Below are 24,344 nucleotides of genomic sequence, written 5' to 3'. Positions count from 1 at the left end.
GTATTTTAATGCAAAATTGAACTGTGCTGTGATTTATCTTCAAATACAAAACGTTACTGCACTTAAACTCAATTTTCAATGTTGAAAAAGCCGGTCAGCAAGCTGACCGGTGAGAGTGTCGGTATCTAAAAAGCGGATCAAAAAAGGTTTATTGGATAAGTAAATGCCAGGAACACGGTTGCCCCTTAAAGATTATTCCTCTGACGAAAAATGTAAGTTATATATCATATTCCGTAAGCTCATTTGAAGCAAAGTAATAAATATGGAATTAGAGTTTATTGCACCCTCATAAGATCCTGTTCCTAAAAACAGATCCTCAAAAAAGGAACCTGAAAAAACTGATCCTCAAAAAAGGAACCTGAAAAAACTGATCCTCAAAAAACTGATCCTCAAAAAACTGATCCTCAAAAAACTGATCCCCATAAAGGTGCAAACAATGTGCGGAATTGCCGGCGCTACAGGAATCCCGGATAGCAGGTCCGGAGTAAAAAAGATGCTTGAAATCCTCGGCCACAGGGGACCTGATGCCTGCGGAATCCATACTGCAGGAAAGATCAGCATCGGGAACACCCTGCTAAAAATTACAGGGGATATGCCCCAGCCCCTGGTTGGAAGAGGAGCCTTTGTGCTTAACGGGGAGGCTTTTAATTTCCGGGAACTGGCATCCGAAGAAGGAGTCAGAACCGATTCTGATACCGAACTGCTTTTTTCAATGATAGAAGCCCGGGTAGGAGAGGGAAAGACTCACATTGAAGCCGTTTATTCCGTCCTTTCCCGTGTAAACGGGGACTTTGCCCTGGCATACGCCTGCGGAAACGAGCTGGTTCTTGCCCGTGACCCCGTTGGGGTAAAACCTCTTTTTTACTGCTTCAAGAACAATATTGAGTACAGCGAAAGCAGCGAGATCACTGGAAACACCGGGAACACGAGGATACCTGAAATTGTCTTTGCGTCCGAAAAAAAGGCACACCATGCCCTGGCTTCCGGGACAGAGGGGAAAGATTTCGGGTTCAAACCTTTTCCCCCGGGGCTTGTCCTGAGCACCAATACCGAAAGCGGGGTAACCGCTGAGAGATCCCTGAAAATCCGGCCCCCTGAAAGGCGGATTTCCAAAGAAAAGGAAGCTGTTACAAGCCTCAGAGAAGCCCTTGAAAAAGCGGTGGGACTCCGCCTCACCCCCCATTCGGGAATTGCGTTTTCCGGCGGCATTGACAGTGCCCTTTTGGCTGCCCTGGCAAGGAAAAGAAAGCCGGACCTTCCACTCTATGCGGTGGGGCTTCCGGGTTCCCATGATATAGAACAGGCAGAGTACGCGGCAGAAACCCTGGGACTGGAAGAGACCCTTATAACCCATCTCCTTTCGCCTGAGGAAATCGAAGCTGCCGTCCCGCAGGTAATTTACGCAACCGAATCCACAGACCCCATGAAAATTTCCATCGGGCTCCCGCTCTACATAGTCTCAAAAATTGCGCGGGAAAACGGGGTGAAGGTGCTCCTTACAGGACAGGGAGCCGACGAGCTTTTTGGCGGATACAGGCGGCATGAGGCTTTCCTTGAAAAGGGCGCGAATCTGCTTGACAGGGAGATCCGTTCTGACCTTGAAAACATTTCCACGATCAACCTCGAAAGGGACGACATGGTCACCATGGCAAACGCCGTGGAACTGCGGGTACCTTTTCTGGACAGGGAAGTGATAAAAGTGGGGCTTGCAATCCGCCCTGAACTGAAGGTCCTGAAAACGGACGAAGGATACAGCAGGAAACACGTCCTGAGAAAAGCGGCTGAAGGGCTCCTCTCTCCCGAACTTCTCCGGAAGGAAAAGAAAGCTATGCAATACGGGACCGGGGTCCAGAAAGTCCTGGATAAGCTTGCCCGGGATGCGGGATTTCCAAAAAAAGAAGGGAAGCACATAGAAAAATACCTGGTCACGGTCGCCAGGGAAAAGGGTTTCGAGCTTTAACCGATTTTCAAGCTTAACCAGAATTTAACCGGAGTTTAAACTGCAGAAAAAAACGGGAGTTGTAGTCCAGGGACCGGAATACCGAAACAATTTTAATTTTTCAAGGCATCAGTGAAAAAGCAGAAGCAAATCAATAACTATAAACAGTTTAATTGTTATATTCTGCATAGAAAATTATCACATTAGATTTATAATCAAGATATCAGGGGGAATTCCTTATAAAAATAGCAATTACTGGAAAAGGCGGCGTTGGAAAGACAACTTTTTCGGGTACCCTGGCAAGAATGCTTGCGAGGGACGGATACGAAGTGCTGGCAATAGACGCGGACCCGGACATGAACCTGGCGTCCTCACTTGGAGTCGAGACCCCTCCGAGACCCCTGGCAGAGTACAAGGACCTGATCCAGGAACGGGCCGGGGAGGAGGGAGGAGCTTTTATCTACAACCCAAAGGTCGACGACATTGCCAGCAAATACGGCGTCATCGGGCCTGACGGGGTCAGGATGCTCGTCATGGGCACGGTGGACCGTGGAGGCAGCGGGTGCATGTGCCCGGCTTCAGCTTTCCTGCGAGCCCTCCTGCGCCACCTGATGCTCAAGGATAAGAGCGCCGTGATCCTGGACATGGAAGCCGGAATCGAGCACCTGGGAAGAGGCACAACCCGGGGCATGGACCTTATGATCGTGGTTGTGGAACCCGGGGCCAGGTCCCTGGAAACCGCAGAGAGGATAAAGAAGCTCTCCTCTGAAATAGGGGTAACTAACCTCTTCGCCGTTATAAACAAAGGCGGGTCCGAAAAAGTTATTGAAATGCTCAATAAGCTCGGTATCCCGGTCCTCGGGGAAATCCCCTTTGACACCCAGCTCATGCATGCCGACCTGGAAAAGCAAGCCCCCATTGAAGTAGGCGGCGAAGCCGTGGAAGCCATCGGCAAGATCAAAGAAAAGCTGACGGTAATCGTTGAAGAAATCCGGGCCGAGAAAGCGAAAGAAAAGAAAGAGAAGGAAGAGGAAAAGAAGCGAAGTGAAGTGAAGTGAAAAGACTGGAAGATTCCGGTCCTTCTTTTTTAATCCTTCTTTTTTAATCCTTCTTTTTTAATCCTTCTTTTTTAACCTGTTTCAAGCCGAATTAGACCAAAGTCGAAACTGACCAAAGTCGAAACTGACCAAAGATAATTTGGGTGCGATTCAGTTGAGAGTTCGTCGAGATTCAATTAAAATACTTATCAGGAGAATCCCCTGTTCCACCTTCACTATAAAGGATGGACAGGAGTTTCAGCTTTTTCTCCCTTATAAGGGCATCAGTCGGATCGATTTCTAGAGCCTTGTCGTAACACTCAACCGCATCTTCTAACTTTCCCATAGCTTCGAAAGAAATGCCTTTCTGACACAAGGCAAAAACGTCCCTGGGGTTGATTTTAAGAACCTCATCATAGCATTCTACTGCTTTCTCGAAATTCTTTAAATTGTTGAAGGCGAACCCCTTAAGGCACCAGATACCCATATTATCAGGATCGATCTCAAGCGCCCTGTTGTAGCAGTCTAAGGCTTCTTCGGATTTCCCTATTCTGTCCAGAGAAAAACCTTTCTGGAGCAGGGCATCGGTACAGACAGGATCTAATTTCAGGGCTTCATCATAGAGCCTGAGCTTTTCATCGTAATCATCGGCTTCCCCTGCCTTTTTTAACAGCTGGGGGGGACTCATTACCCTGGACCCGACCTCGGATTCCCACTCTGAGGCAGTTTTCCCTGTCTCATTTGTCCGGCTTTGTTCAATCCGGTCCTGTTCATCCATTGAATTATCTTCTGTCATTGTGCAACCCTCATGTTTCCCGAATTGAGTTCTATCAGGACCCCCGTAAAATTCATTTTCCATTTTCCATTTTTCATACTGTTTTTGGAATATGAATAGAGGCTTTAACTCATGTTTCCTTAGGCTTATACATTCCCGATTCAGTTAATATTGAATTATATCGGTCATGTCTTATAATAGCATAGTTTGAAAACCGGAATATTGAGGCAGATTCCCGGTACAGCGTAAATGAAGACCAACCTGCAGGTGCAGCGACCTCGGGGTTAACGACCTGAAGCAGAGCAATCCGTGTGTTTAACGACCTGTGGTGCACAGGCCGCAGGTCCAAGATTCCCGTGGGGGCAGGGAAACTTCGAGCACAAAACCCTGGTCTCGAAACGCTGCCTGGAAATGCTTACAAAAATTCATTCCTGAGCTTTTCTTTTTTCCCGGCTGATTTCTGAAAGGGCCTTGAGTTTGGCTTCCTGGGCAGGAAGAAAACCCGGTTTGATTTCCAGGGCCTTATTGTAACTTTGAAGAGCTTCCCCATACCTGTACATTTCGGAAAGGACAAGCCCCCTGTTGTACCAGAGCCCGGGCTCGGCAGGCACGGACTCGAGAGCAAGGTCGTATACATCCAGAGCTTCCTCGAAACGCCCGAGCCCGGAGAGAAGAGTACCTTTGCACGCAAGGGCTTCCAGGTAGTCCTGCCTGATTTCAAGAGCCGAGGTATAGGCTTCCAGGGCTTCTTCTTTCCGGCCGAGGGTTAAAAGAACCGAGCCTTTCCCTGCCCAGGCTTCGGCATAGTCCGGGTTCCTCCCGAGGATCCGGCTATAGGTTTCCAGGGCTTCCTCATACCTGCCAAGTCTCGTCAGGATAACTCCTTTGTTGTCCCAGGCTATCTCAAAAGCCGGTTCGAGTTTGATTGCCAGGTCATAAGCCTCAAGCGCTTCTTCCAGCCTGCCCAGCTTCCCGAGGATTACTCCCCTGTTGTACCAGACCTTGTAGTCGTCAGGAACGATTTCCAGCACTTCCCCTGTTAGCTGCAGGGCAGCTTCAAACCTTCCGGCCCTGTCGAGCAACACGGCTTTCTGGAAAAGGGCGGTGGCGTTTTCCGGGTCTTCTTGAAGGATTTCAGAGCAGGTTTTCAGCTCCCCGTAAAGCGGGAGGGAAGCGTAGAGGTCCCTGACAGCCCGGAAAAGGGGCGCAAGCCCGTATTCTTTGCCGTTAAACGTAAAAATGCCAGTGGAAGCCTCATAGGTGCAGGTATCCGGCACAGGTTCTCCGGAAGCCTCGTCGACAGATTTATTTTTCCTGTCCAGAAACTCCTGAAAAAAAGAATCAAGCCAGGGAAGCGCTTTCAGGTTGAAAGGGGATTCTTCCGCGATCGAAAGTACATACCTAATTTCTTTCCGCTGCTTTTTATTATTCCTAACCCAGAATACCCCTGAGATTTGCCTGAATTCGGTACAGAATTTGCGGACTGCTTCACAGGTATTCCGGGAACCTGCAGGAATGTTCAGCTCCCTGAAGGCTCCAAGTGCAGCTGCACAGTGTTCCCTGAGGTCTTCCAGATACCTTTCTGATTTTGGACCGGCTTTACCTGCTGCTGCCCCCGTTCCTGTCCCCTTTCCATCGTTCATGGTTCACTTCCTCTCTTTCCGGATTATTCGGAAATAATTTCCCTTATTCCGGATAAAACGTATTTGAAAACAACAAATTAAGTTCAGGTAAAAAAGGCAATTGAAAGATATTTTAAGAGCTGCACAGTTCTGTTCAGATCTATTCTGTCAGGTTTAATTCTGTTTAGTCCTGTTCAGTACGATCCAATTAGGTTGAGTTCGGCCCAGTTCTGTTCAGTCTCATTCAGTCCCTTTCAGTGCCTTTCAACATCATTCAGTACATTTTAGTGATTTTCAGTGCTTGCTAAAAGGACATAGTGTGGAATCCGCACTTAAATCGGGTTTGAATTTTCCCTTTGCCGCTATAACAAGATTCACGGTTGAACCGGGTTTCACTTTCGTTTCCCTTTTAGGTTCCTGCTGAACCACGTCCCCGAAATGAATCCCGGCTACAAAAATGCTCTTTTCGGTAACTTCCCCAACGGTCAACCCGGCATCTTCCAATATTTTCCGGGCATGGTCAAGAGGTTTCCTTATAACACTGGGAACTTCAACGCTGTTTTCCGACTCGGTTTCCCCGGTTCCTGAGGTTTCCGGAGCGCTGACTTCACTTTCCACTCCCAGCACCTCTTCCAGCACCTCGATCGCGCCACTGATCCGGAGAAGAGTTTCATTCAGTTTCTCTTTCCGGGCTTCGAGCTCAGCAAGAGCTGTTTCAATGTTGCCCAGGGTTTTTTGCCCGGACCCGTATTCGTTCTTGAGTTCCTTTAAACGCTGTTCCAGCTGCGCCTTCATATTCTTACGAACCCCTCTATTTTAGGTAAATTCAGATTTTGATAAGTTCGAATTTTGTACATTCGAATCTTGATAATTTCAAATTTTGGTAAATTCAAATTTTGATACATTCCGGTTGAGCCTCTTATCAAACTATTAGTTTTATTCAATAATTCGGCTTTTTATTCAACCCTTTTGATTCTATCCGCTATACTTCCTTATCATCCAACCCATTTTAAGTTTTATATTTTTATGCACCAGTCAGAACACCCCCTGAAGCCCAACTATCCCAACGAATCCAACGAATCCAACGAATCCAACGAATCCAACGAATCCAACTAATAGTCCAGGTAAAGGAGGAAATAAAAAAGAACCTTTGCTTCTGATTTCTTTTTATTTGATCAGGACAGAGCGCTATAGGAGAAGGCAGCATACGTCGCTCAAATTCCACCATGTCGCCACTCAAAATTCCACATTCCAGTCATTTTCATAAGGGGGTTACAATACGGAAGCTGCAAGTCCTGAGCAAATCGAGGAAATAAACGGATACGGAAAAGAGATAATAAAGCTGCTGAAACTTGAGACCTCTCCTGTTGCGGTGGGGCTCGTCCCGAAAGACGGGAAAATCCCCGAGGGGATCAAAAGGACCGAAGGGGGAATGAAGCACTGCCAGATGGTCGACCGGGTACGAAGTTCCGGAGAAGAGTTCTATGCCCTGCTGGACGACCAGACCTGCAAAGGAGGCGCTGCTGCCCTGGGCCTCGGGCACATGCCCCCCAAACTTGCCAGCGGGGATTTTTACTACGAAAAATTGAAACATTTCAGGACCCTGGAAGCCGCCCAAAAGACAATTGAGGGAATTCCGATGCTCGAAGCAGAGTCCATGGTAGGGACAATTTACGCACCCCTGGAAAGCGCAAGTTTCGTGCCGGACGTGGTGGTGATAATCTGCTCTCCGAAACAGATGATGCTCCTGACCCAGGCAATCCTCTACAACGAAGGAGGCAGGGTGGAAGCTGAGTTTGCGGGCAAACAGAGCATCTGCTCCGATGCCGTTGCCGAACCTTACCTTACCGGCAAGATGGGAATAACCGTGGGCTGCAGCGGGAGTCGGAGGTACACGAATATAGAGGACTCCGAACTGACCGTGGGTCTCCCTGCCAAACTTCTCAAAGACCTGGTTGAGGGGTTGAGAGCGGTTGTCGGGGAAGGCCCGGGGCCGAAATAATCAGCCCCGTATAATTCTTTCTCACACAATGCCGTAAAACAGTCCATGGTTTAAAAAATCTCATAGGCCGGCAGCAAAATCCTGGAACACAAATTCTGGACTTTAGCACCCCGGAAGCTTTAGTACCCCGGAAACTTTAGCACTCCGGAAGTCTTAGTACCCCAGGAAATACAGGATCACAGGCAGCAAAATAACGCCCATGGCATGGGATTTTCGGACTTTCATGAAAGAGGGGAGCATCCCGATCGGGGTCGCGATCAGGAAGAGGAAAAACCCGAAGGGGCCTGTAAAGAGCAAGACCATAACGGCAAGCCCGAAGAGGACGCCTGCACAGAGTTTCGAATAATCGAGTTTCCGGAGCACCCGGTGGGCGTTGTTTCCTATGTAAACCGTGGAAAAGTAGGAAAAGAGGGAAGCCAGGAGAACTGCAAAAAAACAGAGGAGTACGGTCGGAAGGTCGAAAGCTCCTACACCCAGGATTTCACTTACTGCTGCCATTGCCCCGCTCCGGGTCTTTCCTATGACCAGGAAGGCGACCAGTCCGAAAATCGCATTCGAAGTGTTTACCCCGGAGACCGAGACGATAAATTCCTTTGAGCTGTCAAGGAGCTCAGGATCGGCTTCGGGGTCCCAGAAGAGAGATGTCCCGCTTTTTCCGGTTTCTGCAGCTTTTTTAACGCCTTTCGGACCCAAACCTTCCAGGCCAAGATCTTTCCGGTCGAAATCCTCTTTTACGAAAAGCCGTGCCAGAAGAGCAGCAATGGAGGAAGAGACCCCTGGAAGCCAGGCGACCAGGGAACCTGCGGCGCTGCCCGTAAAAATTCCCCTCATGATTCTCTTTCGGGAAAGCTTCAACCCTGAAGTGGACTCCTCGGGGATTTCCGAACCCGTAAACAGGCTTATGACCAGCTGGGAAGATCCGAAAAGCCCGCTGAGGAGGGGCAGGAGTACGGTTGCTGTCCCGAAATTGATGACCGGGGAAAGGAGACCCTCCCGGGCAAAGGCAAAGAGTCCCAGGAAACCTGTGATCAAAAACAGAAAGAGAGCGGAGATTTTGTACCTGTATTTTGCAAAGAGGCCCTGCCCTGGCACCTGCTCCCCTTTTTCCCCGGCGAGCATTATGAACACAACCGAGAGCAGGACCCAGGCCATGTATTCTTCCAGGAAAGGGTATGCAGCTTTGAAAAATAAGGAGAGGGGCAGTACGAAGAGGAGGGAAGCGGCTACAGAACCCGCACTTCCCAGGGCTGAGAGCCGGACCGCTTCCGCCCCTGCGCCCTCGAGGAGCAGCCTGTGTCCCGGGAGGACAGCAAGGGCTGTGTCCCCGTCGGGAGCTCCCAGGAAGACGGAGGGGATGATATCGTGGAAAGTATGGGAGATGGCATTCGAAAGGACAATGACTACGATGTAAAAGGGAAGAATGCCCTGGTCTGCCAGGAAGGGGGCAAAGGCTACAAGAGCAAGGGCGAAGTTATTCGTGTGAACCCCCGGGAGAAGTCCCGAAAAGATCCCGAGCAGGTAGCCCCCGAAAACAGCGATAAAAAGCAAAGCAAAAGAAATTTCCGGCATTTAGTTTATACCCCCGATCAAGCATGTACCTCCTTGAGGTCCTGCCTGCAAAGCTATGTCCCTTAAGGCTTGCCTGCAAAGCTGTACCCCCTTAAGGCCTGCCTGCTGGTCCCCCATGTAAATGTTAGATCGTTGCGTCAATCATTCGCGCGGCACCCCGTTGCTGCGGTATCAGTTCAACCTTAGCCCTGCGGCCCTGGAATTAAGTCCCCGGCTGCCGCAACTCCGCCTTATAGGGAGGAGCAGGACCCGGCTGAAAAGCAATTTGCCTGAATATGCGCCAAACATATTCAAGTTTTTTTCTATATATAGTTATTTATGACATTGTGAAGTGATACTTGAATAAATTATACTTGGTCCCGTGACAAAAAAATGCATATCGGGTGACAGAAAAAGACAGGCGCTGGAATGATTCTGGCAAGTAAAGTAAATTTGAATAAAACCGGAAATCCGGAGGATTTAGGGAATTTTTTGTGTATAAAAAGTTTTCGATTTGTTCAGGAAGGTTTTCCAAACCCGATGCCTTTCTGCCCCACATATATAAATAATAATATTTGTAACAGCAAACAATTTAAGTTTCCGGATCAGATCAGTGACTTGAAAATTTTGAATGCGATTTATCACATCAAGGAAAAAGAAAAATTAATTCCATTTATGTTTTATATCTTATAGATAAAGTATTAAATACAGTTTTAAATGCTATTATTGAAGGGGTTCATGAGAGCATTTTAGCTGAAAAACAGCAGAATAAGGGAATATGAGGTTCGCCATTCCTCAACCCCTTACCTCCATAGGCGATTAAGTCCCTGATGAGGGGCTGGCTAGGTGTGCCATTCCTTGCCCCCCAAAGTCAGATGGACTCAAGGCGGAAACCGGGAAGATGAGGTTTGCCATATCCTTACTCTCCGATCCGAAAATCGTCAAAACCCGTAGTAGAAGTGAGACAACCCTCTCTCAAACTTTTTTCCCTCTCACTTCTACTCCATTTTACTCTTCTACAATCTTCAATCCAGTCTACAACTCTGCATTACTCTTCTACAATCTTCAATCCAGTCTACAACTCTGCATTAACTCTTCTACAATCCTCAATCCAGTCTAAACTCACACTCGGCCTTTCTCCGAAGGTGGGAAGACCCCTTTCTCAAAAACTTGAGCCGTCAGACGAAGGTTTTAGGGAGGGGGAGCTCATTTTATTACGCTGTATCTCCCACCCATAAGCGTTTTTTCGTCAAGTCCCCAGCCTTTGCAGGACGGGACATCAATCAAAATAAAATCCGCAGGCTCTTCTCCGGAACTTACTGCTTCAATGTGGAGGGTCTTTACAAGGTCTGCGCGGGCCTGGTCCCCCTGCCTGAGCCTCTGCCCGTTGATGAGGAGTTCTCCCGAACCAGGGTAGATGAAAATACGGCGGCACTCGCTGGTCTCATAATGAAGGGTTTTTTTCGGTTCGAGCCCTGCCCTGTAAACTGTCGCATCGGCGTTCATCGGCATGACGTCCGGAAGTCCCTGTCCCGAAACCAGGGGCAAAAACCGGTTTTTCCATTCCGAAGCCTCGAACTTTTTCTGGGAGTATGCCGGCTCCGGGAGGCTCCGGACAGGGCAGATCCAGATCTGGTAGAAGCGCAGAGGCTTGCTGCCCAGGTTGAACTCCGAGTGTTCGATCCCGGGACCTGCGGAGATGCACTGCACCTCTCCCTCCTGGAGGACCGTTGAATTGCCCCTGCTGTCCTCATGGGTAATCTCCCCTTCGAGCACTACCGTTACGATTTCCATCTCTGAATGCCTATGGGGTGGAAAACCCCTGCCCGGTTTCACCGTATCGTCATTGAACACCCGGAGATCTCCGAACCTGGTATTGTCCGGGTCATAATAGTTTGAAAAAGAAAAGAGCCAGTAACTTTTCAGCCAGCCGAAATCCGAAAAATGCCTCATCTCTGCCGGAATTATTCTGAGCATAAAATGACCCCTGTTAATTGCTTACAAAATTGACGTTACTCCTTCAATACTATAAGATTGCCCCAATACTTGAAGAACATTTGCAGGATGAAGAGAATAAGGATGAAGTGAAGAGAACATAATAAGCCATAGGATGAAGTAAAGAGAATAAGGATGAGGAATAGAAAGATGAGGAATAGAACATAATAAGCCATATATAGAATCGGTCCTTTTCCTAGTAAAATATCGATCATAAAGAAAAATCTCAGTACCGGAAAACCCATCAAAACGGATTATTCAATACGGACTTCTTAACACGTTTTCCCGTTTTTCACATCCATACCGGGGACCCGGAAGAAAAAAGGATTTCGCATGACTATCAAATGCAAGAAATGCAACAGTGAAGCAATCATTTTTCAAAAATATTCAGGGATGCACCTCTGCAAGAAGCATTTTGTGGAGGACGTTGAGCGGAAGATAAAGCTTACCATCCGGAAAAGCTACAGCATCCGGAAAAATGACGTGATCGCCGTGGCCCTGAGCGGCGGAAAGGACAGTTCGGCGGCCCTCTATATAATGCACAAGATCCTCGGGGAAAGGCCCGACATCGAGCTTGTGGCAATCTCCGTGGACGAGGGAATCCACGGCTACCGCCCGCAGTCCCTTGAGGCCGCAAAGAAACTGACCGAACAGCTAGGGGTGCGCCATATCATCAAGTCCTTCAAAGAAGAGCACGGGACCACCATGGACGAGATCGCCCTGCAGGAAAGGGAAAAAGGAGCCTGTTCCTACTGCGGGGTGCTCCGGAAAAACATCCTGAACAGGGTAGCCCTGGATATCGGGGCAACAAAGCTTGTCACCGGGCACAACCTGGACGACGAAGCCCAGACCATCCTCCTGAACCACTTCAGGGGAGATATGGAGCGCATGGTAAGGCTTGCCCCCCCGGCTGCCGTGGAAGGGCTGGTGCTCCGGGCAAAACCCCTCAGGAACATCCCTGAAAAGGAAGTAGCCCTCTACGCCCTGGTAAACGACCTGCCCGTGGACTTCAGCGAATGCCCCTACGTGGGAGAAGCCATGAGAAAAGAAATCCGGGAAATGCTAAACGATTTTGAGGCAAAGCACCCAGGAACCAGGCACTCCCTGCTCCGCGGCTTTGACAAGCTGGTCGGAGCCCTTGCAAAAGAACTTCCCCCCGCAAAAATCGAAAAATGCCGGATCTGCGGAGAAACCTGCACCGAAGACGTCTGCCAGGCCTGCAAACTGCTTGGCAGAGCCTGAAAGGGTTTGAACAGCATTTGAAAGAGGAAGTGGAAATAACTATAGTCAATGCCCCAAACTCTGTTCTCAATCTCAAGTGAAAGTTTAACCACAGAAAGCACGGAAAACACGGAATAAAGGAAATAAGGCACAATCCTTCCGTGCTTTCTGTGTCTTCCGTGGTTATAAAGTAAGTGTAAATATTTACGTTCAGGACTACAAGAACAAATGAAAATAAATAAAAATTAGGATGAAATTTAGGGGATTCGGTCCTGAAGCCTTCTCCCTGAATTTCTTTTCTTCGGATTTGCTGATTTTTTTGATTCTCTAATTTTCCAATTCTCTGATTTTACATCCGAAGCTGTTCGGAATCCCTCTCAAATGCGGTTCAGAAACCCCTGTTGTTGTTCATGAACTCATTTGGGTCACAGAGCAGTTCGGTGTGGTCGTAAAGGTTCCTGCAGGTTTTGGTGAGGTAGAGGCGCGTCCACCAGACAGCCGTAAGCGGGGCGATGACTATGAGCGAAAAGAGGGTTGTCAGGATTAAAACGAAACCGCTGTCAGAACCTATGAACTCCTGAGCATAACTGGCCACGAAAGAGAGGGAAAGGGAAAGCACCCAGAGGATGATGACGTCAAGCTTGTTGCCCATGAAGACCCGAAGCCCCATACTGATAGCCTCAATAGGATCGAGCTCGTCCACTACCAGCGCATACCCAACCAGGGAGAGGCTGAGATTGAGGATGAGGAGATAGAGCACCCAGACCAGAATGCCAAGGGAAAACATCCCTGCCCCCCTGAGCGAAGCCTCCGGGTTGTCCAGGAAAAGGCTCAGGTCTCCCACAGCCAGGGCTCCGGGAACAACAAATACGATTCCCACAAGGGCCAGGAGGGCCATCAGCACCGAGACCAGGAAGAGCCTGAAAGCGTTTATCTTCCCCGCATTGACCATGTCCGAAAGGCCAGTATCCCCGGTCTCGGCAGCCTTCTTTGCCATCCCGATCGCCCCTGCCGTAAAGAAAGCCTGCACGAAAGTGACCAGCAGGTAAAAGATGAGCCCCAGCAGCAGCACCGTGCTTATATTTTCAAGAACCGCAGCCCCCATAATACTGAAAAGCTGTTCTGGCGGAAGAAGGGTAGGGTCAACCCCACTTTCAAATTCGGGACCCAGGAGCAGGAGACCTATCAGGGCAAAGAAAAAGAAAGAAATTATTCCTCCCACGATCGAATTAAGTACAAATGGGGTACTTATTTTAAGATTTCGAACCCACGTTTTGAATCCTTTATTGATTATTGTTCCTATATCTTCAGGCATGTGACAGGACCTTCTGATTAAAAGCTGACTTTGAATAGTAAATTGCAAGATACTTGAAACTGCAAGATGACTTGAAACTGCAAGATGACTTGAAAATCCCGACGCCTCAGCAAAATCCGTAAAGAGGAACTGACAGAGACAACTGTCGGACGAAAGCAGCATCCTGCAACAGAGAATACTGCACCTGACCGGATGCAGAATTTGAGATAGACTGCAGAACCACTTGCATTATTTTCTGATAATATGCAGAGGGTAAATATATATTCTCTTGTTCTGATCCGATTAAACCTGAAATAGTGGCGCAGGTTAGGGATTAAAACAAAACCGATCAATTGATGCTATAAAGCTGCCGGTTTTCAAATCTGAATTTTTATTTTTAGCCAGTCTCGGGTCACCTGCGTGAACTCCCCAAACAACCGCGAGCCGAATCCAACCACATAAACCCCCAAAAAACAAAAACCCATAAACACCCGAAAAATAACTTCAGCACAAATCAGGTAAATTATTTCAAGCTGACAAACCTTTCAACAAAGAGATTGACATCCCGGAATATCCAGAAATATCCCGAAAAACCCCGAAATATCCAGAAATGCCCCTAAAAAACCACCGAGCGTGAAAACATGAAAAACCTGGAAACCTATAACGAAACTCCAACCCCAAAAACCCCCACCACCCCCGAAGAAATCCTCGTCCTCGGCCACTGCCTCCTGAACCCCCCCGCAAGGATCAAAGGAGTAAAGCCCGTACAGCCCCTTGACGTCACAGGAATGAACGTAATCCAGCTCCCCTGCCCCGAAGCCATGTTCTTCGGCATGAGGCGAAGGGAAATCACTAAAGACCAGCTCGACCACCCCGCCTACAGGCGCTTTTGCCGGGAAATCTTCAGGCACTACGCCGACCTCCTCGAAGACTTCGCAGCAAACGGCGCAAAAATCAAAATCCTCGGCGTCCCGAAAAGCCCCTCCTGCGGAGTGGAAGTAACCAGTGTCGGCGGCGAACCCGGAAGGGTTGAGGATTTTCATCACACGCATGTGGAAGGGTCGGGCGTTTTTATCGAGGAGATAAAGAAGGAGCTGAAAAGAAGGAAAGTGATTTTTGAAATAGAAGACGCCCGCAGGGGAAGAAAGTGAGGAGAAATTAAGAAGAAAGCCCGGTGTGGAAAAGAATGATCGGTTTTTTACTCGATCCGGAATAGCCGGGTTTCGAATGGATTTCAGAACCCCGGGCTCTCACCGGTCAGCTTGCTGACCGGCTTTTCCATGAAAATTTGTAGAAAGAAACGTGAAAAATGAACATTGCAACCTTGCAGTTGATCGGACTTATTTTCCACGCAAAAAACTTCAAATAGACGTCTAGTTAAGACCGCCTCTTCTTTTTCTCCAAATATAAATTGATCATTTCAGTAAAGTTCGGCCCTACACCACAAATGTTAGGGTTCATTGTAAAACTTCGATTAATTTTTTCCAATAAAGAATCGCTAATATCAGATCCAGATTCAATTTTTTGCAGATTTGGAAGGATCTTCAGGATCTCCTTTTCATTCATTTCTGTTTTTTGCAGTAGCTCCTTCAAAATTTCCATCAAACCATTTCCACCGATGACCGTTCCAAGTAACTCACTTACTTTGTATTCATTATCAGAACCGTCGGGCATGTAAGTTTCAATTCCCCTTAACTCCAGTTTAATAAGATGTTCATAACCAACAGTTATTTCAGGTTCATCAGGCAACGGAATTTTTTCGATGGCTTTCAACTTCTCAAAACTGCCGTTTATTTCCCGGAACCTTTGGAGGATAACGGAGAAATAATCCCTTCTTTGATCTCCATTTACATAAATGCTTATTCGTTTTGCTTCAATGTCTGCTATGGTTACAGCAGTAGAATTGAAACCTCTGTCCTCCAGAACCACCCCGGTACGCCAGCGCAGATCATCTTTTATGTCCCTGTTCATCTTCACGATAAAACGGGGCATTACGGAAGGTGGAAGGAAATCATAGTCAATTACAAATCTCAAAGCCCCTTCATAATCAAACTCGAAATCTGGTTCCTGAATTTCCAGTAAACCTGGGAGGAGCACAGTGCTTTCATCAAGGTCATAGGAAAGTTCGAATTTCTTCATCAAACTGATAAAAAAACCATACTGATGAGGAGGATAATGGAAATCCTTTTCAGTACTTTTCTTTAAAATCTCAGCGAACATATCAAGTTTCAGAATTCCTCTGGACTCGGCAAGCTCCTTTGAGTTAACCAGCTTATACACCGCATTAGTAACCCATTCGGGTTCAAGAACATGCGTATTCAGGAGAGGGATATCTTTGAAATGCAATATTACTCCCAGATCATGAAGAAAGTCAACAAGAGTATTCTGTTCTGATTCGCTGCTTATCCCTTCTTCATCGCACATCATTTTATAATCATCATACTGGATGAAATTGCAGTGTGCACACTCCTCCTCATCTGCAACATAAGAAGTGCAACTCGGGCACATTTTTTCAAGTTTTCTTTTTACATTGAACCAGCTTTTTGGCCATTTGATTTCAAGATGCTTAACTGCCTTCAATTCCTCATCCAGAGTTTTCGAAAAATCCTCAATTCCCTCGTCCGATTTGCAGGAAAGCCGGTAAAATCCCCTGATTGAAGGATACTTATCCAGCAGAAACTTCCGGTTCAGGTCAAAAGCAGGGTTTTCATCGATCTTATTAATCACAACCAGAACCGGAGAATCACCACCAAAATTTTCTATGAGTTTGAGCCAGTACTCAGGTTTTTCATCCTTCCTCCCGTCGAGCACCAGGATATAAAGACTTCTTTTGGACAAAAAGAACTGATGAGTGGCGTGCATGATCTCCTGCCCGCCAAAATCCCAGAAATTAGCTTTGATTTCCCGCCCCCCGTTTTTCACTGCCCATTTACTGATATTGATGCCCTGTGTCTGTGGTTCATTTCCATCAACGTCTTCCCTAAAAATCCGCTTTACAAGTGAAGTTTTGCCTGCACCTCCTTCACCAACCAGCAAAACTTTAACTTCATTTAACGGTTCTTTTTCACCTTCTAGCGACTTGAAATAATTAATAACTGCCTCTCTACCCTGTTTTATAATCTCCACTGGAGGGATTTCAAAAGGATTATTTTCTAAAAGTACTGTTTTGGATTTCAACCCAAATTCTCCCTCCAAATCCAGACCTAACATCCACTCTATATCCAAACCTAATAACAAGAGTTCAGGAGGTAAAGAAGTTAATTGATTTCCAGAGATGTTAAGTATAGTAAGATATTTCAATTTGGAAATTTCAGAAGGTAAAGACGTCAATTGATTTCCAGAGATGTCAAGTCCAGCAAGGTTTTTCAACTTGGAGATTTCAGAAGGTAGAGAACTTAATTTATTGCCAAACAAATCAAGTTTCTCAATATTTTTCAGTCCCAAGATTTCAGAAGGGAAAGACGTCAATTGATTTCCTGATATGTAAAGTTCAGCAAGGTATTTTAACTTAGATATTTCAGAAGGTAGCGAAGTAAGTTGATTGAAAGAGATGTCGAGCATAGTAAGATGTTTCAACTTGCTGATTTCAGGTGGTATGGAGGTTAATTGGTTGTTACGTATGGAGAGTTGAGTAAGATTTTTCAACTCTGCGATTTCAGGAGGCAGCCAAGTCAATTGATTATTATATATGGAGAGTTGAGTAAGATTTTTCAACTCTGCGATTTCAGGAGGCAGCGAAGTCAATTGATTACCAGATATGTTAAGTGTAGTAAGATTTTTCAACTTTGAGATTTCAGGTGGCAATGAAGTTAACTGATTTCCAGATATATCGAGTTGAGTAAGATTTTTCAACTTTGAGATTTCGGGAGGTAACGAAGTCAATTGGTTATTATATATGTTAAGTTTGATAAGATTTTTCAACTCAAAGATTTCAGGCAGAAGGAAAGTAAGTTGATTATTATATATTGACAATTCAGTAAGGTTTTTCAATTCTGAAATTTCAGGTGGCAGAAAAGTCAAATGATTAAAAGAAATGGATAATTCAGTAAGATTTTTCAACTCAAAGATTTCAAGTGGTAGCGAAGCAAATCGATTTCCTGAGAGATCAAGTTTAATAAGATTTATTAACTCTGAAAATTCTGGTGGCAGGGAAGTAAGTTGAGTTCCACAGATGGAAAGTTTAATAAGATTTTTCAACTCCGAAATCTCAGATGGAAGGACAGCAAGTTGATTATTGTATATTGAAAGTTCAGTGAGGTGCTTCAATTCTGAAATTTCAGGCGGCAGAGAGGTTAGTTCTTTAATTGAGATAATTAATACAGTTTTTTTGCTTCTTTTAGCCTCTCTAATAAGATCTTTAACTTCATTTGTATCCATTTTTGTTCTACCCTTTCCTTAAATATCAACTATAATAGTGACCAGAAAAATTCAATACAGTATTACAACCACTATCCTGAAACAATCTCTACATAGAAAAATAATTAAAACTAAAAAATAGAGAGTGTTGTTAACTAAATAACTTTCGATTTTAAGAAATTACACTGGAAAAGCCGCGCAGAGGCGCGGAACAAAAACGACAGAATACACCATTCAGGTCTTTCCGGCACTTAAAAAAAGAATCAACAACGGTTAACCGGAATCTTTCACAAACCCACTTTCTTCCTTACCGCTGACCCCATTATCCTCTCAATATCCTCAACCGTATTGATATTCTCAAAAGTCACCAGCTCAGGATCAATTCCTCTGATCTCCGAAACCTCAACCTGCACCACATCCCCCATCGCATAAATCGGCGCAAGCACAAACCGTTCCCCCTTCTCGAAAGCCTTCTCGATCTCAGGCACCATCTTTCTGGAATAAACCGCGTGAAGGGTCTCGAACCTGCCGTTTTCCTGCTTCGGGAGAGCAGCGTCAGGAGGGTTGAGGAGTTGCATTATACGCACGTAGAAGGGTAGAGGGTCTTTATCGAGGAATTGGAAGTTTTTACATCTTTTTATTCTTCCAATCGTAATATCGATCCAATGCTTCGTCAATAGCTGCATTAAAATCGAATCCAAATCCCATCACGTTAGGTTGAAGTGTGATAGTTTTATTTAATTTCCTTGATAAAGTTGCCCTGTCGTCAGATTCTCTTGCTTGAGTCTTTGTTAGATTACTCAAAATTAGGACAATCTCTTCCATTTTATCTTCTTCATTTCTCTTCTTAAGAATGTGCAGGATTTCTTCCAACAATTCTTCTTGTTTACTCCCATTGTTAACCGTTCCAAGCAAGTCCCTAACGGTATATGCTTTTCTTGATCCTTCAGGCCTATACTTCTCTTCACCAACCTCTTCCAAGTAAACCAGATGGTCGTAACTGACAGCTACATCGGGTTCATCAGGAACAGGAATTTTTTCGACAGCTTTTAACTTCTCAAAACTCCGGTTAATTTCCCGTAAATTGAACAATATACTTGAAAAATAATCGCGTTTCTGGCCGCCATTCACACTAATGTAGATTCTCTTTGCCTCATTATCAGATTTAACCACCGCACAGGAATTAAAGTCCTTATTTTCCAGAACCACACCTGTTCTCCACTGCAAATTATCTTTTATGTCCCTGTTCATCTTCACTATAAAGCGGGGCATAACTGAACGTGGTAGAAAATCGTATTCGATGAAAAACTTCAGGGCTCCGTTAGAGTCAAAAGCAAAATTGGGCTCAGGAACCGCCAGCAGGTCAGGAAGGAGCACGGTTTGTTCATCAATTGTATAACATAACTCAAATTTTTTCATTAAATTGATAATGTAATTATAGCGAGTTGGGGGATAGTAATAGTCATTTTCATTTTTCTGCTTTAGAATTTCATCCAGCAGACCGAACTGAAGAACTCCTTTTCTATTCACCAGAGTCTCCGAATTTATGATCTTGTATACGCCGTCAGTAATCCATCTAGGCTCAAGCACATGCGTATCAAGCAATGATATATCCTTAAAGTGTAAAATTACTCCCAGATCATTAAGAAAATCAACAAGGGTATTTTGGGATGATTTATCACCCACGTTTTCTTCCATACACATATCTCTATATTTTTCATAAGTAATGAAATCACAATTCATATTCTCTAATCTGGTCTTCACGTTGAACCAGCTTTTAGCCCATTCTATTTGCAGATGTTCAACTTTTGAAACTTCTTTTTTTATTTTTCTGGAAAAGACCTCAATTCCCTTGTTATCCTTACATGAAATTCGGAAGAAACCTTTTATTGAGGGATACTTCTCCTGTAAAAACTTCCTGTTCAACTCAAAAGAAGGATTTTCATCAATCTTGTTCAAAACAACCAGTACCGGTGAATCTCCTCCAAAACTCCGTATATGCTTGAGCCAGTACTCGGCTTTTTCATCCCTCCTTGAATTCAAAACAAGAATGTAAAGACTCCTCTTGGAAAGAAAAAACTGGTGGGTGGCATGCATTATTTCCTGGCCACCAAAGTCCCAGAAATTAACTTTTATTTTCTTATCTTTATTTTTGAATTCCCATCCCTTGATATTAATCCCCTGGGTTTGATGCTCATTTCCATCAAAACCTTCACCAAGGATCCTTTTTACCAGTGAAGTTTTGCCTGCACCGCCGTCTCCTACCAGCAAAACTTTAACTTCGTTTAATGGCTTCTTTTCACCTTTTAGCGACTTGAAATAATTGAAAACTGCCTCCCTGCCCTGTTTCACAATCTCCACAGGAGGATTTTCAAGAGGATTCTCTCCTAAAGTTATTCCTTCTTTTCCGAATTGATGTTCCCACATTATAGCCAGATCTAATTTTATGATTTCAGGCGGCAGAGAAGTCAATTCATTATCATATATGTTAAATGTTGTAAGATTTTTCAACTTGAAGATTTCAGGCGGCAGAGAAGTCAATTCATTACCAGATATGTCAAGTTTAGTAAGATTTTTCAACTCGGAGATTTCAGGCGGTATCGAAGTCAATAGATTATAAAATATGACAAGTGTCGTAAGATTTTTCAACTTTGAGATTTCAGGCGGCAGAGAAGTCAATTGATTATCATATATGTCAAATGTTGTAAGATTTTTCAACTCAGAGATTTCAGACGGCAGCGAACTCAATATGTTGGAAGATACGTTAAGTTCAGTAAGATTTTTCAACTCAGAGATTTCAGACGGCAGCGAACTCAATTGATTTTCACGCATGTCAAGTTGAGTAAGATTTTTCAACTTTAATATTTCAGGCGGAAGCGAACTCAACTGATTACTAAGTATGTAAAGTTGAGTAAGATTTTTCAACTCTGAGATTTCAGACGGCAGCGAACTCAATTGATTACCAGATATGTCAAGTTGAGTTAGATTTTTCAACTCTGAGATTTCCGGCGGAAGCGAAGTCAATTGATTATGTTGTATGTCAAGTTTAGTAAGATTTTTCAACTCTGAGATTTCCGGCGGCAGCGAACTCAATTGATTATCAGATATGTCAAGTTCAGTAAGATTTTTCAACTCTGCGATTTCCGGCGGCAGCGAAGTAAGATTTTTGTATGACAGGTCTAATGTGGTTACTTTATTTCTTTGAGCTTCTCTAATCAGATCCTTAATCTCGTTCGATTCCATCTATATATCCCTGCCTCACTGTCTTCACGAGTTTGCCATTATATCCAATGAAAAATTCAATACAATATTGCAGCCGCTATCCGGAGATAGTCCCTACATAAAAAAATAATTAAATCTGAAAAATAGAGGGTGTTGCTGACTAAATAACTTTCGATTTTAAGAAATTACACTGGAAAAGCCGCGCCGAGGCGCGGAACAATAACGACAGAATACACCATTCCGGTTACTCTGACCACTAAAAAAACAGAAAAACTACGGTTAACCGGAATCTCTCACAACCCCACTTTCTCCCCCGCTGCTGACCCCATTATCCTCTCAATATCCTCAACCGTATTAATATTCTCAAAAGTCACCAGCTCAGGATCAATTCCTCTGATCTCCGAAACCTCGACCTGCACCACATCCCCCATCGCATAAATCGGTGCAAGCACAAACCTTTCCCCTTTCTCGAAAGCCTTCTCGATCTCAGGAACCATCTTTCTGGAATAAACCGCATGGAGGGTCTCGAACCTGCCGTTTTCCTGCTTCGGGAGGGCAGCATCATGTCCTTCGGCTTTTTCGAAAAGGAAATTCACAGCCTTGCTGTTTACGAAAGGCATGTCACAGGCGCAGACGAAGGCATATTCGGAGCTTGCTTCGAGCAGGCCAGCGCGGATGCCTTCAAGGGGGCCGAAGTCTTCCCTGGTGTCGAAGCAGAAGCGGATCTCGCGGTCCGGGAATTTTTCGATTACGGGCTTCAGGCGGGCTTCCTGGGTTCGGTCCCTGACCGAGATTATGACCTCGTCCACAGCCTGGAAAAGGGAATCGAGCAGGCGTTCGAGGATTGTTTTTCCTTCAAATTCCAGGAGGGCTTTTTCGACCATGCCCATCCGGCGGCCCCTGCCTCCTGCAAGGACGATTGCGCTTCTAGATGCTTTTTTTTCTGTTTTTTCACTCATTTAATACCCAGCCCGGTTTTTTCTGCTTTTTGTTTCCGCTTTTTGTTTCTGATCTTAATTTCTGATCCTAATTTCTAATTATTATTTCTGCTCTACTTCTACCCTACTTCTGCCCTTTATATCCACTCTCATTTACAGCCTTCAGTGCTCCCGGTTTCAGTGTTCCCGGTCGTGGACCCAGAACTCTTCTTTTTCCGTGAATTCTTTTTTCCAGATCGGGGCGTCGGCTTTTACCCGTTCTATGGCTTCGCTGAGGGCGGGGAAGAGTTCGGTCCTGTGGGCGGATGCGATCACGATGTAGACGATGTCTTCTCCGGCTTCGAGGACGCCGGTCTTGTGGTGGATGAGGACTTCAAGGATGCCTTCTTTTTGCTTGAGGTCTTCCCGGATCTTTTCCAGGACTTTTGAGGCTTCGGGTTCGTATTTCTCGAATTCGAGCCTGTCGGTTTTCGTGTCCCCTTCAAGTTCGCGGACGATGCCGGTGAAGGTGCCAATTGCGCCTGCGTTTCTTATTTGCGGTTCCTGGCGGATCCGTTTTATGAGGTCGTCAAGGGTGTAGCGGTCGGGCTGGGCCAGGATCAGGCCGAAAATGGAAGCTGAAAGGGTCTCGTGCAGGTCCGGGTTTTCCGGAAGCCTTATCAGGACATTGGAGAGGTCTTCAAGGTCTCCGAGAACTATTTTCGGAAGCTTGCTCTCCTTAAAGCCTTCGACTACCGCAAAATCAAGGCCCCGGTCGCAGAGGGCGTCAAGAGCCCGCTCAAGGTCGGGGTCTCCTGAGAAGCTGACCATCTCGGTTTCAGTAAGCCCGATTACCGTGTCCGCACCCGCATCAAAGTGCCTGCCAGTGTCCGTGTCCTCGGGGTTGTAGCGAAATTCCCCCATGTGCTTTACCGTGCCCACCGAGCCAAAGCCGGAAAGTTTTTGGACCAGGGCGGAGACGAGAGCTGTCTTGCCTGATTTCTTGTAGCCTACTACGGAAATGACCTTCATCAGGGAGCGTTATGAATTTCCCGGTATAAGAAAGGGCCGGAAGGTCAGGTCGTAAACCGGGCCGAAAAGCCAGACAAGGGCTCCGGGGAAGAGTAGAAGTGGAAAAAGAGGCAAATCCTCAGACGAACTTCTTTCTAAAAATAAACAAGTTTCACCATTGTTAGAAATTTTCAAATATCAAAAAGTCGATATTACATATTCACATTAAAACAAATTTTGATAATATAAATTTTGATAATAATATTGATACTAATATTGATTATCCATCCGGAATTGATTATCCATCCAGAAAGCTGGACCAGGGGGAATACCAGATGGGAAACAAGGGGGAAAATAAGATGGGAGTGCCATTATGGAGGTAGCTAAGGTCAGGATTCATGACCTTCCCGAGGAAGAAAGACCGAGGGAGAGGCTGGTCCAGAACGGGCCGGAGTCTCTTTCCAACGCCGAACTGCTGGCGATCATCCTCAGGACGGGGTCGCGGGCAGAGAATGTTGTTAGCATGTCCAGCCGGATTTTATCGGAGTATAGCATCAAGCAGCTCAGCCTTGCAAACATAAAGAGGCTCATGCAGATCCATGGCATAGGGGAGGCAAAGGCCTCACAGATCTCCGCAGTCTTTGAACTGGCAAGGAGGCTTGAGACTTTTGTGGAGGAACCTAAGAGAAAAGTCCGTTCCCCGAAAGACGTCTATACCCTCATGTACCCTAAAATGCGTGAGCAGAAGAAAGAGAGATTCATAACCCTGTACCTGGACACGAAAAACCAGATCTTGAAAGAAGAGACCGTATCCATAGGCAGCCTGAACGCAAGCATCGTGCACCCGCGGGAAGTTTTCAAATCAGCCCTGATGGAGTCCTCGGCATCCGTCATCATGATCCACAACCACCCCTCCGGGGACCCAAGCCCCAGCAGGGAAGACATCATGGTCACGGAAAAGCTGGTTGAGGGGGGAAAGCTCCTGGGAATCGACGTCCTCGACCACATCATCATAGGGGACGGCAGGTACGTGAGCCTGAAAGACGAAGGGTTCGTCAGGTAAGGGACGGGGTTGAACTGCGGATTCATAGTCAATAACCCAAATTCTTTCATAAATCTCAGGTGAGAATTCAACCACAGAAAGCACGGAAAACACGGAATAAAGAAAAAGGAGGTACAATCTTTCCGTGCTTTCCGTGTCTTCCGTGGTTTAAACTAAGTGTAAATATTTACGTTCAGGACTATAAATTGAAGATTTACACGAAGGATTAAAATTGAAAATTTAAACAAAGAATTTAAGCGGAGGATTTTCCAGAAAGGATTCCATTCTTCCAGGATCCTGTTTTTGAGCTTTCTGTTTTTGAGCGTTCTATTTTTTGGTGTTTTATTTTTGAGTGTTCTATTC

The 24,344-nt window shown here is 45.7% G+C and carries 16 protein-coding genes and 1 pseudogene; 6 read left to right on the top strand and 11 right to left on the bottom strand.

From position 1 onward, the window contains the following. Window positions 1-436: 436 nt before the first annotated feature. Window positions 437-1,960, top strand: coding sequence for an asparagine synthetase B (locus tag MSMTP_RS07590; RefSeq protein ID WP_048178500.1), 1,524 nt, complete (start codon window positions 437-439; stop codon window positions 1,958-1,960). Window positions 1,961-2,178: 218 nt separating this feature from the next. Next, window positions 2,179-2,997, top strand: coding sequence for an AAA family ATPase (locus tag MSMTP_RS07585; protein WP_082090542.1), 819 nt, complete (start codon window positions 2,179-2,181; stop codon window positions 2,995-2,997). Window positions 2,998-3,169: 172 nt separating this feature from the next. Here MSMTP_RS07585 and MSMTP_RS07580 read toward each other — a convergent pair whose 3' ends face one another. The 3 genes from MSMTP_RS07580 to MSMTP_RS07570 form a co-directional block, all read right to left on the bottom strand. Further along, complete coding sequence (locus MSMTP_RS07580) at window positions 3,170-3,772, bottom strand: tetratricopeptide repeat protein (protein ID WP_048178499.1); 603 nt, start codon at window positions 3,770-3,772, stop codon at window positions 3,170-3,172. A 404-nt stretch (window positions 3,773-4,176) separates the two neighbouring features. Further along, entirely contained in the window at window positions 4,177-5,394 is a 1,218-nt protein-coding gene (locus tag MSMTP_RS07575) for a tetratricopeptide repeat protein (protein ID WP_048178498.1), read from the bottom strand. 273 nt (window positions 5,395-5,667) lie between these two features. Continuing rightward, window positions 5,668-6,168, bottom strand: a complete 501-nt coding sequence (locus MSMTP_RS07570) for a PASTA domain-containing protein (protein WP_048178497.1) — start codon at window positions 6,166-6,168, stop codon at window positions 5,668-5,670. Between the two features lie 508 nt (window positions 6,169-6,676). Between MSMTP_RS07570 and MSMTP_RS07565 the strand changes: the two genes are divergently transcribed. Beyond that, window positions 6,677-7,375 (top strand): DUF169 domain-containing protein, encoded by a 699-nt coding sequence (locus MSMTP_RS07565; protein ID WP_048178496.1) that lies wholly within the window; start codon window positions 6,677-6,679, stop codon window positions 7,373-7,375. A gap of 153 nt (window positions 7,376-7,528) precedes the next feature. Here the strand turns inward: MSMTP_RS07565 and MSMTP_RS07560 are convergent, their stop codons facing one another. Continuing rightward, window positions 7,529-8,944 (bottom strand): tripartite tricarboxylate transporter permease, encoded by a 1,416-nt coding sequence (locus MSMTP_RS07560; RefSeq protein ID WP_048178495.1) that lies wholly within the window; start codon window positions 8,942-8,944, stop codon window positions 7,529-7,531. Window positions 8,945-10,129: 1,185 nt separating this feature from the next. Beyond that, the gene (locus tag MSMTP_RS07550; RefSeq protein ID WP_048178493.1) at window positions 10,130-10,900 is read right to left on the bottom strand and encodes a pirin family protein; all 771 of its coding nucleotides are present in this window, start codon (window positions 10,898-10,900) and stop codon (window positions 10,130-10,132) included. Window positions 10,901-11,251: 351 nt separating this feature from the next. On the opposite strand from MSMTP_RS07550, the gene MSMTP_RS07540 reads away from it, so the two are divergent. Continuing rightward, window positions 11,252-12,160 (top strand): TIGR00269 family protein, encoded by a 909-nt coding sequence (locus MSMTP_RS07540; RefSeq protein WP_048178491.1) that lies wholly within the window; start codon window positions 11,252-11,254, stop codon window positions 12,158-12,160. 367 nt (window positions 12,161-12,527) lie between these two features. Here the strand turns inward: MSMTP_RS07540 and MSMTP_RS07535 are convergent, their stop codons facing one another. Next, the gene (locus tag MSMTP_RS07535) at window positions 12,528-13,454 is read right to left on the bottom strand and encodes a hypothetical protein (protein ID WP_048178490.1); all 927 of its coding nucleotides are present in this window, start codon (window positions 13,452-13,454) and stop codon (window positions 12,528-12,530) included. Between the two features lie 620 nt (window positions 13,455-14,074). On the opposite strand from MSMTP_RS07535, the gene MSMTP_RS07530 reads away from it, so the two are divergent. Further along, the gene (locus MSMTP_RS07530; protein WP_048178489.1) at window positions 14,075-14,584 is read left to right on the top strand and encodes a DUF523 domain-containing protein; all 510 of its coding nucleotides are present in this window, start codon (window positions 14,075-14,077) and stop codon (window positions 14,582-14,584) included. A 226-nt stretch (window positions 14,585-14,810) separates the two neighbouring features. On the opposite strand, the gene MSMTP_RS07525 is transcribed toward MSMTP_RS07530, so the two are convergent. From MSMTP_RS07525 to MSMTP_RS07505, 5 genes and pseudogenes are all read right to left on the bottom strand, one after another. Further along, on the bottom strand, window positions 14,811-17,810 hold the full coding sequence (locus tag MSMTP_RS07525; protein ID WP_052718311.1) for a COR domain-containing protein: 3,000 nt from the start codon (window positions 17,808-17,810) through the stop codon (window positions 14,811-14,813). A gap of 266 nt (window positions 17,811-18,076) precedes the next feature. Next, window positions 18,077-18,346, bottom strand: a pseudogene (locus MSMTP_RS07520) (molybdenum cofactor guanylyltransferase); the annotation flags it as partial. A 70-nt stretch (window positions 18,347-18,416) separates the two neighbouring features. Next, the gene (locus tag MSMTP_RS07515; protein ID WP_052718309.1) at window positions 18,417-21,032 is read right to left on the bottom strand and encodes a COR domain-containing protein; all 2,616 of its coding nucleotides are present in this window, start codon (window positions 21,030-21,032) and stop codon (window positions 18,417-18,419) included. A 272-nt stretch (window positions 21,033-21,304) separates the two neighbouring features. Further along, on the bottom strand, window positions 21,305-21,970 hold the full coding sequence (locus tag MSMTP_RS07510) for a molybdenum cofactor guanylyltransferase (RefSeq protein ID WP_048178488.1): 666 nt from the start codon (window positions 21,968-21,970) through the stop codon (window positions 21,305-21,307). A 156-nt stretch (window positions 21,971-22,126) separates the two neighbouring features. Then, window positions 22,127-22,960: a molybdopterin synthase gene (locus MSMTP_RS07505; protein WP_048178487.1), complete on the bottom strand. Its 834-nt coding sequence runs from the start codon at window positions 22,958-22,960 to the stop codon at window positions 22,127-22,129. Between the two features lie 352 nt (window positions 22,961-23,312). Between MSMTP_RS07505 and radC the strand changes: the two genes are divergently transcribed. Continuing rightward, window positions 23,313-24,002: a DNA repair protein RadC gene (radC, locus tag MSMTP_RS07500; protein WP_048178486.1), complete on the top strand. Its 690-nt coding sequence runs from the start codon at window positions 23,313-23,315 to the stop codon at window positions 24,000-24,002. Window positions 24,003-24,344 lie beyond the last annotated feature (342 nt).

Origin of the sequence: Methanosarcina sp. MTP4, assembly GCF_000970045.1 — an archaeon.
Lineage (GTDB): Archaea > Halobacteriota > Methanosarcinia > Methanosarcinales > Methanosarcinaceae > MTP4.
This window is presented reverse-complemented; position numbering and strand designations above follow the sequence as displayed.